This window comes from Pseudomonas syringae group sp. 243L2 (genome assembly GCF_032587875.1).
Lineage (GTDB): Bacteria > Pseudomonadota > Gammaproteobacteria > Pseudomonadales > Pseudomonadaceae > Aquipseudomonas > Aquipseudomonas amygdali.
On the sequence record NZ_JAWHPL010000014.1, the window covers coordinates 13702 to 29628 of the forward strand.

General features: G+C 59.3%; 13 protein-coding genes. 11 read left to right on the plus strand and 2 right to left on the minus strand.

All coding sequences use genetic code 11. The features are described from left to right. Positions 1 to 47: 47 nt before the first annotated feature. Positions 48 to 386, plus strand: a complete 339-nt coding sequence (locus RYB66_RS07355) for a Rieske (2Fe-2S) protein (RefSeq protein WP_080164419.1) — start codon at positions 48 to 50, stop codon at positions 384 to 386. Between the two features lie 20 nt (positions 387 to 406). Here the strand turns inward: RYB66_RS07355 and sfsA are convergent, their stop codons facing one another. Both sfsA and RYB66_RS07365 read right to left on the minus strand, forming a co-directional pair. Beyond that, positions 407 to 1120 carry a DNA/RNA nuclease SfsA gene (sfsA, locus tag RYB66_RS07360; RefSeq protein WP_005745522.1) on the minus strand — a complete coding sequence of 238 codons (714 nt, stop codon included), beginning with the start codon at positions 1118 to 1120 and terminating at the stop codon, positions 407 to 409. Continuing rightward, on the minus strand, positions 1120 to 2292 hold the full coding sequence (locus RYB66_RS07365; RefSeq protein ID WP_316894153.1) for a pyridoxal phosphate-dependent aminotransferase: 1173 nt from the start codon (positions 2290 to 2292) through the stop codon (positions 1120 to 1122). The genes sfsA and RYB66_RS07365 overlap by 1 nt, the downstream gene beginning before the upstream one ends. Positions 2293 to 2642: 350 nt before the next feature. Here RYB66_RS07365 and dksA point away from each other — a divergent pair, with 350 nt between their 5' ends. The 10 genes from dksA to pgi all read left to right on the plus strand — a co-directional run bounded on the left by dksA (position 2643) and on the right by pgi (position 15806). After that, entirely contained in the window at positions 2643 to 3083 is a 441-nt protein-coding gene (gene dksA, locus RYB66_RS07370) for an RNA polymerase-binding protein DksA (protein WP_002552063.1), read from the plus strand. Positions 3084 to 3851: 768 nt separating this feature from the next. Beyond that, the gene (gene gluQRS / locus RYB66_RS07375; protein ID WP_057404278.1) at positions 3852 to 4739 is read left to right on the plus strand and encodes a tRNA glutamyl-Q(34) synthetase GluQRS; all 888 of its coding nucleotides are present in this window, start codon (positions 3852 to 3854) and stop codon (positions 4737 to 4739) included. 98 nt (positions 4740 to 4837) lie between these two features. After that, the gene (locus RYB66_RS07380) at positions 4838 to 5014 is read left to right on the plus strand and encodes a hypothetical protein (protein WP_002552060.1); all 177 of its coding nucleotides are present in this window, start codon (positions 4838 to 4840) and stop codon (positions 5012 to 5014) included. Further along, positions 4998 to 7952, plus strand: a complete 2955-nt coding sequence (locus RYB66_RS07385; protein ID WP_005732364.1) for a sensor histidine kinase — start codon at positions 4998 to 5000, stop codon at positions 7950 to 7952. Before RYB66_RS07380 ends, RYB66_RS07385 begins: the two co-directional genes overlap by 17 nt. A gap of 22 nt (positions 7953 to 7974) precedes the next feature. Beyond that, positions 7975 to 9408, plus strand: coding sequence for a sigma-54-dependent transcriptional regulator (locus RYB66_RS07390; RefSeq protein ID WP_004663726.1), 1434 nt, complete (start codon positions 7975 to 7977; stop codon positions 9406 to 9408). Positions 9409 to 10108: 700 nt separating this feature from the next. Beyond that, on the plus strand, positions 10109 to 11512 hold the full coding sequence (locus RYB66_RS07395; protein ID WP_005745518.1) for a polynucleotide adenylyltransferase PcnB: 1404 nt from the start codon (positions 10109 to 10111) through the stop codon (positions 11510 to 11512). Then, positions 11505 to 12011, plus strand: a complete 507-nt coding sequence (gene folK, locus RYB66_RS07400) for a 2-amino-4-hydroxy-6-hydroxymethyldihydropteridine diphosphokinase (RefSeq protein ID WP_005745517.1) — start codon at positions 11505 to 11507, stop codon at positions 12009 to 12011. Before RYB66_RS07395 ends, folK begins: the two co-directional genes overlap by 8 nt. Before the next feature lie 228 nt (positions 12012 to 12239). Further along, positions 12240 to 13040, plus strand: a complete 801-nt coding sequence (gene panB / locus RYB66_RS07405) for a 3-methyl-2-oxobutanoate hydroxymethyltransferase (RefSeq protein ID WP_005745516.1) — start codon at positions 12240 to 12242, stop codon at positions 13038 to 13040. Further along, positions 13037 to 13888, plus strand: coding sequence for a pantoate--beta-alanine ligase (gene panC, locus RYB66_RS07410; protein ID WP_316894156.1), 852 nt, complete (start codon positions 13037 to 13039; stop codon positions 13886 to 13888). Before panB ends, panC begins: the two co-directional genes overlap by 4 nt. A 253-nt stretch (positions 13889 to 14141) precedes the next feature. Next, positions 14142 to 15806 (plus strand): glucose-6-phosphate isomerase, encoded by a 1665-nt coding sequence (pgi, locus tag RYB66_RS07415; protein WP_005745513.1) that lies wholly within the window; start codon positions 14142 to 14144, stop codon positions 15804 to 15806. The last annotated feature ends 121 nt before the right edge of the window (positions 15807 to 15927 follow it).

The following is a 15927-nucleotide window of genomic DNA, read 5'->3' on the forward strand; positions in this document are numbered from 1 at the left end:
CTACCCAGGTCAGGCGTCTACACAAAAAACAGGCCTGTGGAGGCTTCTTGAAATTCCTTTGCACCTCAAGTCACTTGCACGAAGCCCAAAGCAGGGGTTTCGAGCTAGGCGGACACGCATTGCTGGCAGTACGTCGTCAGGGTGAAGTGTTCATCTACAAAAACCGCTGCCCGCATCGCGGTATCGCCCTGGAATGGCAGCCGGATCAATTCCTCGACAGCAGCGCCAGCCTGATCCGGTGCGCAATGCATGGGGCGTTGTTTCTGATCGAGAATGGCGAATGCGTTGCCGGCCCCTGCGAAGGCCAATCATTGACGGCGATCCAGAGCCGTGAAGATGCTGAGGGGATCTGGGTGTCGCTGCCCATGGAGGATGACGAGGACTGACTCGCCACGCCCAGAACGCTTCAATCCAGCCAGTGCACCTGCAGTCGTCGGTCAATAACAATTTCGTCTGACGTCAGGTGCACACCGTAGGCAAGAATTTGCACACCAGCGTCAATGGCTTCGCGCAACGCAGCCGCGTAAGCCGGATCGATCTCCTTTGCGGGTCGCACGGCGTCGATACCGGTGAGGTTGACGCAATACAACAACACGGCCCGCACGCCCTCGCGCGCCAGCGTGGCCAGTTCACGCAAGTGCCGCGCACCACGCTGGGTAACCGCGTCGGGAAACGCAGCGACACTGGAATCATCGAAACCCAACGTGACACTTTTCACTTCCAGATACAGATAGCCATCAGGGTATTCAAGGCGAAAGTCCACACGACTCTTTTCCTGCCCGTAGGCCACCTCGCGCTTGAGCGTCGTAAACCCCTCGAGTTCGCTGATAACCCCGGCGCGCAAGGCCTCTTCAACCAGCGTATTGGCTCGCCCGGTGTTGATACAGGCCAGCCTGCCCTGCGGCGTCTCGCTGATTTCCCAAGTGCCCGGCAGCTTGCGCTTCGGGTCACTTGAACGGCTGAACCACACACGCCCACCGGGCATCATGCAGTTGAGCATCGAACCGGTGTTGGGGCAGTGAATGGTCAACAGCTCGCCGCTGTCGGTTTCGATATCAGCCAGAAAGCGTTTGTAACGGATCAGCAGGCGTCCCTGTTCAAGCTGCGGAGCAAAGCGCATCAGGCACCCCAGCTACGCAAACCGCGAGCAATTCGCTCGACTGCCTGCTGAAGGCGCGGCAGGCTCTGTGTATAGGCAAAGCGCACATGATGCCCAGCCTGATGGCGACCAAAGTCCAGGCCTGGCGTAAAAGCGACATGCTCGGTTTCCAGAAAATGCCGGCAGAACACGAAGGCATCGCCGCCAAACGCCGAGATGTCGGCGTACAAATAGAATGCCCCTTCCGGCTCGACGGCAATACCGAAACCCAGTTCGCGCAGCGCAGGCAACAGGAAGTCCCGGCGACGGCCGAACTCGGCGCGCCGCTGCTCGAATATTTCAAGTGTCTGAGGCTCAAAGCAGGCAAGCGCGGCATGTTGCGCCATGCTTGGTGCGCTGATGTAGAGGTTCTGCGCCAGTTTTTCCAGATCGACCACGGCGTCTTGCGGTGCAACCAGCCAACCGAGGCGCCAGCCCGTCATGCCGAAATACTTTGAAAAACTATTAAGAACAAACGCTTCGTCATCCACCTCCAGCACACTGCTGGCCTCCACGCCGTAGGTCAGGCCGTGGTAAATCTCATCCACCACCAGGTGGCCGTTACGAGCTTTCAGCGCTTGTGACAAGGCTGCCAGTTCGTCGCGATTCAGCAGCGTGCCGGTAGGATTGGCAGGCGATGCCACCAGTGCGCCGACACTGTTCTGGTTCCAGTGAGCCGCCACCAGTTCGGGATTCAGTTGATAGCGTTCTTGCGGACCGACCGGCACCAGTTGCGCCTCGCCCTCGATCAAACGCAGGAAGTGTCGATTGCAAGGGTAGCCAGGGTCGGCCAGCAACCAATGCTTGCCCGGATCGACCAACAGGCTGCTGGCAAGCAACAACGCGCCCGAACCGCCCGGCGTGACCAGAATGCGCTGGGGATCAATATCAACGCCGTAGCGTCGGGCATAGAATCCGGAAATGGCTTCGCGCAGTTGCGGAAGACCACGAGCGGCGGTGTAGCGAGTCTTGCCGTCTGCCAGCGCAGTCTGGCCAGCCTTGATGATGGGCTGCGCAGTCGTAAAATCGGGCTCGCCGATTTCAAGGTGAATAACGTCATGACCCGCTGCCTGCAGTTCATTGGCACGCGCCAGCAACGCCATGACATGAAAAGGTTCGATGGCGCGACTACGTGCACTGTAAGGCTGGGGCATGGATATTCCTTTATGGGTGCGGGTATTAAAAACATGATTGTCATGACGACGCGGCATGATTCTACCGAACCGACCGCACTACGGTGCTTTAACGGGCTGAAAAACCCAGTCGTCGAATGCTGAATAAAAGAAAGCTACGACGGTACGCATCGACTAGAGTTCATTTAAGTGAAGGGCAGATGTGAAATAGCCATCTCTATACGCGGACGGCGTCGTCATGCTCGACAACCGGGAGTAGCGCACTCCGATTTGATCTGGTAAGTTCGCCCGCTTGCAGCTGCAGGGCCGACGGGTGTCGGTGATGGAACAATCCTGCGCAATAGATTAGAAGAGTGAGAGGCGGTCCAGACATGCCCACCCCAGAAAAGCAACACAGCCATCTAATCGGCGGCTTTGCACCCTACCCGGAAACAAAGGGTGAGGAGTACATGAGCGAGCCCATGCGCGCGCACTTCACCAAGATCCTGAACAAGTGGAAGCAGGACTTGATGCAAGAGGTCGACCGAACGGTAGACCACATGAAGGACGAAGCAGCCAACTTTCCCGACCCGGCCGACCGTGCCAGTCAGGAAGAAGAGTTCAGCCTCGAACTTCGTGCCCGTGACCGCGAACGCAAGCTGATCAAGAAGATCGACAAGACGCTGCAACTGATCAAGGACGAAGAATACGGCTGGTGTGAATCGTGCGGCGTAGAGATCGGCATTCGCCGTCTTGAAGCGCGCCCGACTGCCGACCAGTGCGTCGATTGCAAGACACTTGCTGAAATCAAGGAAAAACAGGTCGGTAAGTGACCTGGGGCCGCCTTTGACTGAAAAAGACGCTTCGGCGTCTTTTTTTGTGCCTGTTGGAATCACGCCCCTCGTGCCAATACGCGCGTTGACTATCGTGCCGACGCTTCACTTCGGTTCGTCGTTCTGGATTTGCGTCCGATCTTGAATGTGCGATGCGGCACAAATCTGTGACGCGGAGCGTCGCCCAAGGCATTCCTACGCTGGAGCGTGAGGAACGATAATCTCAACTATCGTGCGACGCTCCGTGTCGCATGCCGTTCTGGACGCTCTGCGTCACATGGCAGTTCTGTGATGTCAGGTGGGTTGGATTCTGCTCAAGTCCCCTTTTCGCCCCTCGGCGACCTACTTTGATGGGGCCAAAGTAGGCAAATCCCCTCGCTCCTGTTTCCGGCCCGACTTCGTCGTGTTCCTTCGCCCTGTCACTGATCCGGAGGTCGCCGCAACGGGCCATCCATGGCCCGGTGCGGCTAGCCTGGCGTCCTGCCAGGCTACCCCCGGATCAGCGCCAGGACTCAGCCGTCACTAACGTCGCAATTTGCGTCGCCAGTGCTATCGCGACCGAAAAGCTTTGCGTTGGCAGCGGCTGCGTGTAGGGCGTTACAGTATTAACTATCGTGCGACGCTCCGCGTCGCATGCCGTTCTGGACGCTCTGCGTCCGGTCTTGGACGAGCAACGCGGCGCAGAGTGAACATCGTCAAAAGAGTCCGCGTGAAGACCAACCGCGTTTCGCTTGCCCACTCAAGCTAGCCACCCGTAACATCCCGCCCATGAAAAAACCGGCCTATATCGGGCGCTTTGCGCCGACTCCCAGTGGTTATCTGCATTTTGGCTCGCTGGTCGCAGCGCTGGCGTCCTATCTGGACGCTCGCGCAGTCGGCGGCCAGTGGCTGTTACGCATGGAAGACCTGGACCCGCCGCGCGAGGTGGCCGGCGCGCAAGCCGCGATTCTTGAAACCCTTGAGCGCTATGGCTTTGAATGGGATGGCGAGATGGCTCGGCAGAGCGAGCGCCATGATGCCTACGCCGAAATACTCCAGCGCTGGTTCAATCATGGCCTGGCCTATGCCTGCACCTGCTCGCGCAAACAGCTTGAAGACTTTCAGGGTGTCTATCCGGGTTTCTGCCGCAATGCAGGACATTCTCCGGAAAACGCCGCAATCCGCATCCGGGTCCCGGAGCTTGAATATCGCTTCGAAGACCGTGTGCAGGGCACATTCAAAATGCACCTGGGACGCGAAAGCGGTGACTTCGTGATCCGCAGGCGCGACGGCCTGTATGCCTATCAGCTCGCCGTGATAATCGATGACGCCTGGCAAGGCGTGACCGATATCGTGCGCGGTGCCGACCTGCTGGACTCGACGCCCCGCCAGTTGTACTTGCAGGAACTGCTGGGCTTGCCCCAGCCACGCTACCTGCATGTGCCGCTGATCATCCAGCCGGATGGCCACAAGCTCGGCAAATCCTATCGCTCGCCACCGTTGCCGGCCGAACAGGCCACCCCTCTGCTGATTCGGGCATTGCGGGCACTGGGGCAACCACTCGATACGCACATGGCCGATGGCACCGCGCAGGAAGTGCTTGCCTGGGGAATCGGCCACTGGAACGCCGACCTGATCCCCAGACTGCGCAATATTGAAGAAGCCCGGATAGACTGATCCAGAGCGGTCGCCGCAAACTGCGACGCAAGTATGCTTGCAGGTTATCCGGCATCCGTTAACATGCCGCTCCTCATCTACCAGCACAGGGAGACCAGATGTACATATACCGGTTGGTTTTGCTTCTGGTGGTAGGCATCTATCTGTTCTCTCCGGCCATCATGGACTGGTGGATCGATGCGACCGGTGCCTGGTATCGCCCCTACATGCTGTGGCTGATCCTGATCGTGGTGACTTTCATTCTGCAGAGCCAGCGAGATGCCGATGAGCTTTAGTCTGACGCAGATGCTGATGGTCAGCGCCGCCTACCTGCTGGTGCTGTTCGGTGTAGCCTGGGTCAGCGAGCACGGCCTTATTCCACGCTGGATCATCCGTCATCCGTTGACCTACACCCTGTCACTGGGCGTGTACGCCAGCGCCTGGGCGTTTTATGGCACGGTCGGCCTGGCCTATCAGTATGGCTACGGTTTTCTGTCCAGCTACTTGGGGGTTTCCGGTGCATTCCTGCTTGCGCCAGTGCTGCTCTACCCGATCCTCAGAATCACCCGCACCTACCAGCTTTCATCGCTGGCCGATTTGTTCGCCTTCCGCTTTCGCAGCACCTGGGCTGGCGCGCTGACCACCGTATTCATGCTGATCGGCGTACTGCCGTTGCTGGCCTTGCAGATTCAGGCAGTGGCCGACTCCATCGGCATTCTGACCCGCGAACCGGTGCAGGATCGGGTGGCCGTGGCGTTTTGCGCGCTGATCACCCTGTTCACTATTTTCTTTGGCTCGCGACACATCGCAACCCGTGAGAAGCACGAAGGGCTGGTATTCGCCATCGCCTTCGAATCGCTGATCAAGCTGATTGCACTGGGCGGTGTCGGACTGTACGCCTTGTATGGCGTGTTCGACGGCCCGCAACAGCTGGAACTGTGGCTGTTGCAGAACCAGACCGCCCTCGCCTCGCTGCACACGCCGTTGCAGGAAGGCCCCTGGCGCACCCTGCTGCTGGTGTTCTTCGCCTCGGCGATTGTCATGCCGCACATGTATCACATGACCTTCACTGAAAACCTCAACCCGCGCTCGCTGGTCAGCGCCAGTTGGGGGCTGCCACTGTTTCTGCTGTTGATCAGCCTCGCTGTTCCACTGATCCTCTGGGCCGGGCTCAAACTCGGGGCCACGACCAGCCCGGAATACTTCACCCTCGGGATCGGTATCGCGGCCAACAGCAAGTCGTTGGCCCTGCTCGCCTATATCGGCGGGCTGTCGGCGGCCAGCGGGCTGATCATCGTGACTACGCTGGCGCTGTCCGGCATGGCCCTCAACCATCTGGTGCTGCCGCTTTATCAGCCGCCAGCCGAGGGCAACATCTACCGCTGGCTGAAGTGGACGCGACGCGGGCTGATCGTGGCGATCATTGCCTTGGGTTACGGCTTCTACCTGCTGCTCGGTGCCCAGCAGGATCTGGCCAATCTCGGCATCGTCGCGTTCGTTGCGACGCTGCAATTCCTGCCGGGCGTACTGTCGGTGCTTTACTGGCCGACCGCCAACCGGCGAGGCTTCATCGCAGGCCTGCTGGCCGGCATTGCGGTCTGGGCAGTCAGCATGCTGCTGCCGCTGATCGGCAACCTGCAGGGCTTTTATATTCCCTGGCTGAACATGATCTACGTGCTGGACGACACCAGCTGGCACATGGCAGCTATCGCGTCCCTCGCGGCCAACGTGTTGTTGTTCACCCTGATATCCCTGTTCACCAATGCCAGCCCTGAAGAAGTCGGAGCCGCCGAGGCCTGCGCGGTCGATAACGTGCGCCGCCCGCAACGCCGTGAACTGCATGCCGTGTCGCCCCAGGAATTCGCCACCCAACTGGCCAAGCCGCTGGGCGCGAAAGCCGCACAGAAGGAAGTCGAACAGGCGCTGCGCGATCTGTACCTGCCATTCGACGAGCGCCGTCCTTATGCCCTGCGCCGCCTGCGCGACAGGATCGAGGCCAACCTGTCCGGGTTGATGGGGCCAAGTGTCGCCCAGGACATGGTGGAAACCTTCCTGCCGTACAAATCGGGCAGCGAAAAATATGTCACCGAAGACATACATTTTATTGAAAGCCGTCTTGAGGACTACCACTCGCGCCTGACCGGCCTTGCTGCCGAACTCGACGCCCTGCGCCGCTACCACCGCCAGACCCTGCAGGAACTGCCGATGGGTGTGTGCTCGCTGGCCGAAGATCAGGAGATACTGATGTGGAACAGGGCGATGGAAGAGCTGACCGGCATCGTCGCCCAGCGCGTGGTCGGTTCGCGACTGGAAACCATTGCCGAACCCTGGAAAAGCCTGCTTACCGGCTTTGCCAGCCTGCCCGATGAGCACCTGCACAAGCAGAAACTCGGTCTGGACGGCCAGACCCGCTGGCTAAACCTGCACAAGGCGGCCATCAACGAGCCTCTCGCCCCTGGCAACAGTGGCCTGGTGGTGCTGGTCGAGGACCTGACCGACACGCAGATGCTTGAAGACAAGCTGGTGCACTCAGAGCGGCTGGCCAGCATTGGTCGACTGGCAGCAGGCGTGGCGCACGAAATCGGCAACCCGATCACCGGCATTGCCTGTCTCGCGCAAAACCTGCGTGAAGAGCGTGAAGAAGACGGCGAACTGAAAGAAATCAGCAGTCAGATACTTGAACAGACCAAACGTGTGTCGCGCATTGTCCAGTCATTGATGAGCTTTGCCCACGCGGGGGCTCATCAGCACAGCGACGAGGCCGTTTGTCTGGCTGTGGTGGCTCAGGATGCTATTGGTCTGCTGGCGCTGAACCGGCGCAATTTCGAAGTACACTTCTATAACCTGTGCAACCCCGAACATTGGGCTGTCGGCGACCCGCAGCGCTTGGCACAAGTGCTGATCAACCTGCTCTCCAATGCCCGCGATGCGTCCCCGGCAGGCAGTGCGGTCAGGGTCAGAAGCGAAGTATCCGAGCACACGGTGGACCTGATCGTCGAAGACGAAGGCAGTGGGATTTCAAAGGCAATCATGGACCGATTGTTCGAGCCGTTCTTCACTACCAAGGAGCCTGGCGAAGGAACCGGACTTGGCCTCGCGCTGGTCTATTCCATCGTTGAAGAGCATTATGGACAAATCACTATCGACAGCCCGGCCGATCCCGAGCAGCAGCGTGGAACCCGTATTCGGGTGACCTTGCCACGTCATGTCGACGCGACGTCCACCGTGAACTGAGACCGTCGAGAGAACTGAATCAATGCCGCATATTTTGATCGTCGAAGACGAAACGATTATCCGCTCAGCCCTGCGTCGCCTGCTTGAACGCAATCAGTATGAAGTCAGTGAGGCCGGCTCCGTTCAGGAAGCTCAGGAGCGCTTCAGCATTCCGTCTTTTGATCTGATCGTCAGCGACCTGCGCCTGCCAGGCGCGCCGGGTACCGAACTGATCAAGCTCGGCGAAGGCAAACCGGTGCTGATCATGACCAGTTACGCCAGCCTGCGCTCAGCGGTCGATTCGATGAAGATGGGGGCTGTGGATTACATCGCCAAACCCTTCGATCACGATGAAATGCTGCAGGCAGTCTCGCGAATCCTGCGTGATCGCCAGACGGTCAAGGGGCTTCAGGACGAGCGTAACGCCCTTGCCAAGGCTAACGGCGCTGAAAAAGGCCCGGCACAGAATAATAATGGCGAGATAGGCATTATCGGTTCTTGCCCGCCCATGCTGGATCTCTACAGCAAGATCCGCAAAGTGGCACCGACCGATTCCAATGTTCTGGTTCAGGGCGAGTCGGGCACCGGTAAAGAACTGGTCGCCCGCGCCCTGCACAACCTGTCACGCCGTGCCAAGGCGCCGATGATTTCGGTCAACTGTGCGGCCATCCCTGAATCGCTGATCGAGTCTGAATTGTTCGGTCACGAGAAAGGCGCATTCACCGGTGCCAGTGCAGGTCGTGCTGGTCTGGTTGAAGCTGCTGACGGGGGCACGCTGTTTCTCGATGAAATCGGCGAGCTGCCTCTGGAAGCCCAGGCACGCCTACTGCGCGTTTTGCAGGAAGGCGAGATTCGTCGTGTCGGCTCGGTGCAATCGCAAAAGGTTGATGTACGCCTGATCGCCGCAACCCACCGCGACCTCAAGACACTGGCCAAAAATGGCGAGTTTCGTGAAGACCTGTTCTACCGCCTGCACGTCATCGCCCTGAAACTCCCCGCTCTGCGCGAGCGTGGCAGCGATATTCTGGAAATCGCCCGTGCGTTTCTGGTACGCCAGAGCGCCAAGGTCGGTCGCGACGACCTGAAGTTTTCCCCCGACGCCGAACAAGCCATTCGCCATTACAGTTGGCCAGGCAACGTACGCGAACTGGAAAATGCGGTGGAGCGCTCGGTGATCCTGTGCGAAAACCCGGAAATCACCGCAGACCTGCTGGGCATCGACATCGAGCTCGACGGTCTGGATGACGACGAGTACATGGGCATGGCACCGCTGCCGGGGTCTTCCAGCTCGACGGGCAATGAGCCGGCCGAAGACCTGTCGCTTGAGGACTATTTCCAACACTTCGTTCTGGAGCATCAGGACCATATGACTGAAACCGAGCTGGCGCGCAAACTGGGCGTCAGTCGCAAGTGTCTGTGGGAACGTCGTCAGCGTCTGGGCATTCCGCGTCGCAAGGGCGTCGCCAACGAGACGTAAAAAGCGGCAAAAGGCTCTGGCACGCGGTGCGCAGAGCGGGTAGAAACTGTTACCGCAAACACTTCACGTAACAAAAGCCGGGTCTTACGGTAACGCAGGCCCGGCTTTTTTATGCCCGCAACAACCGCCTTTCGCCCGCAAACGCCCGGTTTACGGGGCTTCGCAAAAGTTGGCACAGCTTCTGCTATATGCTTAGTACAAGAAAAACAACAAGCAGTACGACACCCATAATAAAAACAACACGAATCGACTCACGCATAACAAGAACAACACGGCGGAGGCGCAGCTAACTGATTCTTTTGGAGAGGAGTTGTATTTGGGGCTTGCCCCGCAACCAGGCCGAGAACAACAAAAACTACCCTTAGGTAGAGCCTGAACTGGTTGGATCGAATGATCATTGCAACGCAGCGACCAAAGCAATCCGTTTGCTCTTGACTCCCGATTGGGAGGTTTCACAGACGAAGGTCTCGTGAATGGGCACTCAACAAAAACAAGAAGCCCATACAGAAAACAATAATAAAGAGCACACACTTTGGGGGAGCTTCGGCTCCCCCAGTAGCTTCCCCAGCGTTAATACGCGCCATCGTTTGCCCTTCCGCGACAGCTTCCTACACCATCCCCCGACTAAATGCTAGAATCCCCGCCCATCATGCGGTCATTCCACGTTTTTGGCCGAATATTCCTTCAAACAGTGCATCCCATGCTGAAGAAGTTGTTCCAGTCATTTCGTTCCCCACTGCGCAAACCGCAGCAACATACGCGTACCACGCCTGAAGTGCTCAATAGCAGCCAGCATTCGCTGCAACGCAGCCAGTTCAGCCGTTATGCCGTTAATATCGTCGAACGCCTGCAGAACGCTGGCTACCAGGCCTATCTGGTCGGTGGCTGTGTACGCGACATGATGCTCAATATCACGCCCAAGGATTTCGACGTCGCCACCAGCGCCACGCCGGAACAAGTGCGTGCCGAATTCCGTAATGCGCGAATCATTGGCCGCCGGTTCAAGCTGGTGCATATCCATTTCGGTCGTGAAATCATCGAAGTGGCGACCTTCCGCGCCAATCATCCCCAGGATGACGAAGAAGAGGACAGCAACCAGTCCTCGCGCAATGAAAGCGGGCGCATTCTGCGTGACAACGTGTACGGCACGCTTGAAGAGGACGCCCAGCGTCGCGACTTCACGATCAACGCGCTGTATTACGATCCGGTCAGCGAGCGTGTTCTGGATTACGCCAATGGCGTACACGACATTCGTAACCGTCTGATCCGCCTGATCGGCGACCCCGAGCAACGCTACAAGGAAGACCCGGTGCGCATGCTGCGTGCGGTGCGCTTTGCTGCCAAGCTGGACTTCGGCATCGAAAAGCACAGCGCCCAACCGATTCGCTCGCTGGCACCGATGCTGCGCGATATTCCGTCGGCACGCCTGTTCGAAGAAGTGCTCAAACTGTTCCTCTCCGGGCATGCTGCTCCCACCTTTGAAATGCTGGTGGACCTTGAACTGTTCGAACCGCTGTTCCCGGCCAGTTCCAAGGCGCTGGAATACAACCCGACCTACACCCATACACTGATCAGCAATGCCCTGATCAACACCGACCTGCGCATCAAGCAGAACAAACCGGTCACGCCGGCATTCCTGTTTGCCGCGCTGCTCTGGCCTGCCCTGCCGGCCAAGGTACTGCGCGCCCAGGAGCGCGGCATGCCGCCGATTGCAGCCATGCAGGAGGCCGCTCACGAACTGATTATCGAGCAATGCCAGCGCATCGCGATTCCAAAGCGCTTCACGCTGCCGATCCGCGAGATCTGGGATATGCAGGAGCGCCTGCCGCGCCGTTCGGGCAAACGTGCAGACCTGTTGCTGGACAACTCAAGGTTCCGTGCGGGTTACGATTTCCTCCTGTTGCGTGAAGCTGCGGGCGAGCAGACCGATGGTCTGGGCCAGTGGTGGACCGATTATCAGGACTGCAACGACAGCGAACGCCGCGACATGATTCGTGACCTGAGTAACAAGCCCGAAGCGGCGGGCGCAGCGCCACGCAAGCGTCGTCGTAACAGCGGTGCCAAACGCAAGCGCACCACCGGCGAGGCGCAAAGCGGTGAATGAACCGCTGTTGACCACTGAACGCGTTTACATCGGCCTGGGCAGCAATCTTGCTGACCCGGCCGAGCAACTGCGCAGTGCCCTCAAGGCAATGGCGCAACTACCCGATTGTGAACTGACCGGCGTGTCTTCGTTCTATGTCAGCGACTCGTTGCTGCCCGGCCAGCCGCGCTTTACCAACGCCGTCGCAGCACTCGACACTACCCTGACGCCACTGACCCTGCTTGACGCGCTACAGGCCATCGAGCTGGATCAGGGCCGCGAACGCCATGAACGCTGGGGGCCTCGCACGCTGGACCTCGACATTCTGCTGTTCGGCAATCGCCTGATCGATGAACCGCGCCTCAAGGTGCCGCATTACCACATGCAGGCGCGGGCATTCGTGCTGTACCCGCTGGCAGAGCTGGCCCCAGGCCTGACGCTGGCCGACGGACGCGAACTCGATCGTCTACTCAAAGACTGCCCGTTTACGGGCCTTGAACGCCTGCCCGCCGAGGCATAAAGCCTGTCTGTCACCGCACATGTGTAACCGGTCCGACGCACAGGTAACACCTTCAATTGACTTCACGCCCCCTCCTCACGAAGATAGGCCTCCCGCCGCCGCACCACAGGCGAACGGGCGCGAAACAGGCCTTTGCAAAACACCGCGACACGACGGTGTGCCTGCTTTTCCAGGATGACTCTCACGCGCTGAACACCCGTCTTCACAGCGCCTGATGGAGGACTTTACATGCCGAACATAACCGTTACGTCGCTGCTGGCCATGAAGCAGAAGGGTGAGAAGATCACCATGCTGACCTGCTACGACGCAACCTTCGCCCACACGGCCTCCCAGGCGGGTGTCGAAGTGCTGCTGATAGGCGACTCGCTGGGCATGGTCCTGCAGGGTCACGACAGCACCCTGCCCGTCACGACCGCCGAAACCGCGTACCACGTTGCCTGTGTGAAACGCGGTAATCAGGGCGCGATGATTCTCGCTGACCTGCCGTTCATGGCCAACGCCACGCTGGAGCAAACCTTCATCAACAGCGCGACGCTGATGCAGGCAGGTGCGCACATGATCAAGGTCGAAGGCGCTGCATGGCTTGGCGAGTCGATCCGTTTGCTGGCAGAGCGCGGCATCCCGGTGTGCGCACACATGGGCCTGACGCCGCAGGCAGTCAACGTACTGGGCGGCTATAAGGTTCAGGGTCGACTGGAAGCACAGGCACGGCAGATGCGTGCCGACGCGATCGCGCTGGAACAGGCGGGCGCAGCGATGATCCTGTTGGAGTGTGTGCCGAGCGAACTCGCCGAAGAAATCACCCAGGCGGTGAAAATTCCGGTCATCGGTATTGGCGCAGGCAGCGCTACCGACGGCCAGGTACTGGTGCTGCACGACATGCTGGGCCTGTCCATCAGCGGGCGCGTACCCAAATTCGTGAAAAACTTCATGACCGGTCAGCCCGATATCCAGTCGGCTATTCAGGCCTACGTGGCCGCGGTCAAAGACGTCAGCTTTCCAGCAACTGAACACGGATTCTCGGCATGAACACAGTAAAGACCGTACAGGAACTGCGCGCCGCCGTTGCGCGGGCACGCAGCGAAGGCAAGCGGATCGCGTTGACCCCGACCATGGGCAACCTGCACAGCGGCCACGCCGCACTGGTCGCCAAGGCGGCCCAACGTGCCGACTTCGTGGTCGCCACCATTTTCGTCAATCCGCTGCAGTTCGGCCCCAACGAAGACTTGGCCACTTACCCTCGCACCCTGGCGGCCGATCAGGAAAAACTTCTGCAGGCCGGGTGCAACCTGCTGTTCACCCCAAACGTCGAGGAAATGTACCCTCACGGCATGGCCGATCAGACGCTGGTCAGCGTGCCACACCTGTCGCAAGGCCTGTGCGGTGCGAGCCGTCCCGGGCATTTCGAGGGCGTTGCTACGGTCGTCAGCAAGCTCTTCAACATGGTGCAGCCAGACCTGGCGATTTTCGGCGACAAAGACTTCCAGCAGCTGGCGGTGATTCGCGCCATGGTCCGTGACCTGAACATGCCGATCCAGATCATCGGCGAACCTACCGTGCGTGCCGACGACGGTTTGGCGCTGTCCTCGCGTAACGGTTATCTGAATGAAGCTCAGCGCGCTGCGGCACCCGCGCTGTATCAGGCCATCCGCCAGACCGCCGACGCGATCAGCGCAGGCGAGCAGGATTTCGACGCACTGCTGACGAGCAAGAAGCAGCAACTGGAGGCAGCCGGTTTTCGTATCGATTATCTGGAAATACGTGACGCCACCAGCCTGCGTCCGACCACTGCCGAAAATCGCGACGTGGTCATCCTCGCCGCCGCATTCCTGGGTAAAACCCGCCTGATCGACAATCTGCACCTGACCAGAGGCTGACGGGATGCGCCGTGGCAATGAACTAAGCCACACCGGCAATGCCATACCGGTACAGGTTGCCTGAACCACAACCGACAGCATTTGAGCGCAAGCCCCGGTTTCTTGTGTGCGAAAAAGTACCGGGGTCATGTAAGGCGAGGCGCAGACAAACGGATACGCGAAGGGTAGTCTGCTATGTATAGCCCGTGAGAAAGCTTGCGACCTCGCCCCAAGAATATCCAAAGACAGAACCAGTTAAAGGAAACCCGCAGCGATGGCGTACTACCGCAATCCTTCCGATGTGACCGCTCTGCCCGCCTGGCAAGCGTTGAGCAAACACCGCCAGTCCATGCAGAATTTCAGCATGCGCGAAGCGTTCAATTCTGATCCGCAGCGCTTCAGCCAATTCACCCTCAGCAGCGCCGGTCTGTTTCTCGACTACTCCAAAAACCTGATCACCACCGAAACCCGTGATCTGTTGGTCAGCCTGGCGGGCGAAGTGAACCTCAAGGACGCCATCAAGGCTCAATACGATGGCGAGCTGGTCAACTCATCCGAAGGTCGCCCGGCGCTGCACACCGCTCTGCGCCGGCCGGTCGGCGACAAGTTGAAAGTCAACGGTGTCGATGTGATGCCGGACGTACACCGCGTACTCAATCAGATGACCGAACTGGTCGGCCGAATTCACGACGGTCTGTGGCGCGGTTACACCGAAAAGCCGATCACCGACGTGGTGAACATCGGCATCGGCGGCTCGTTCCTCGGCCCGGAGCTGGTCTCCGAAGCGCTGGTGGCCTACGCGCACAAAGGTGTGCGTTGCCATTACCTGGCGAACATCGATGGCAGCGAGTTTCATGAACTGTCGATGAAAATTCGCGCCGAGACCACGCTGTTCATCGTCTCGTCGAAGTCCTTCAACACGCTGGAAACCCTGAAAAACGCTCAGGCTGCACGCGCCTGGTACCTGGCGCAGGGCGGCTCCGAAGTTGAACTGCATCGCCACTTCATCGCGGTTTCCAGCAATAACGCGGCAGCCGTAGCCTTCGGCATCCGTGAAGAAAACATCTTCCCGATGTGGGACTGGGTTGGCGGTCGCTATTCGCTGTGGTCGGCCATCGGCCTGCCTATCGCGCTGGCTATCGGCATGTCCAACTTCAAGGAACTGCTGTCCGGCGCCTATACGATGGACCAGCATTTCCAGAGCGCCCCTTTCGAACAGAACATGCCGGTGCTGCTGGCGCTGCTGGGTGTCTGGTACGGCAACTTCTGGAATGCGCAAAGCCACGCGATCCTGCCGTACGACCACTACCTGCGTAACATCACCAAACACCTGCAACAACTGGACATGGAGTCCAACGGCAAGAGCGTCCGTCAGGACGGTACGCCAACCGCCACCGACACCGGCCCGGTCATCTGGGGCGGCGTGGGTGCCAACGGTCAGCATGCTTATCACCAGTTGCTGCATCAAGGCACACAGATGATTCCGGCCGACTTCATTGTGCCGATCGTCAGCTTCAACCCGGTTGCCGACCATCACCAGTGGCTGTATGCGAACTGCCTGTCACAGAGCCAGGCATTGATGATGGGCAAGACCCGCGCCGAAGCCGAAGCCGAGCTGCGCGAGAAGGGCATGAGCGAGGAAGAGGTGCAGAAACTGGCACCGCACAAGGTCATCCCCGGTAACCGTCCGAGCAACACCCTGGTGGTCGAACGCATCAGCCCTCGTCGTCTTGGCGCACTGGTGGCGATGTATGAGCACAAGGTGTTCGTGCAGAGCGTGATCTGGGGCACCAATGCCTTTGACCAATGGGGCGTGGAACTGGGCAAGGAGATGGGCAAGGCCGTGTACCAGCGTCTGACCGGCGGCACCGAAGAGCCGGCTGACGATGCATCGACCCAAGGGCTGATCAACTACTTCCGCGGCCGTCACCGCGGCTGATTTGTCCCTCTCATGGTGATGACCATCGTTCCCACGCTCTGCGTGGGAATGCCGTGCCTGATGCTCTGCGTCATAAAGAGGAAGCAAAGCGTCCAGAACTGCATGCCGACGCGGAGCGTCG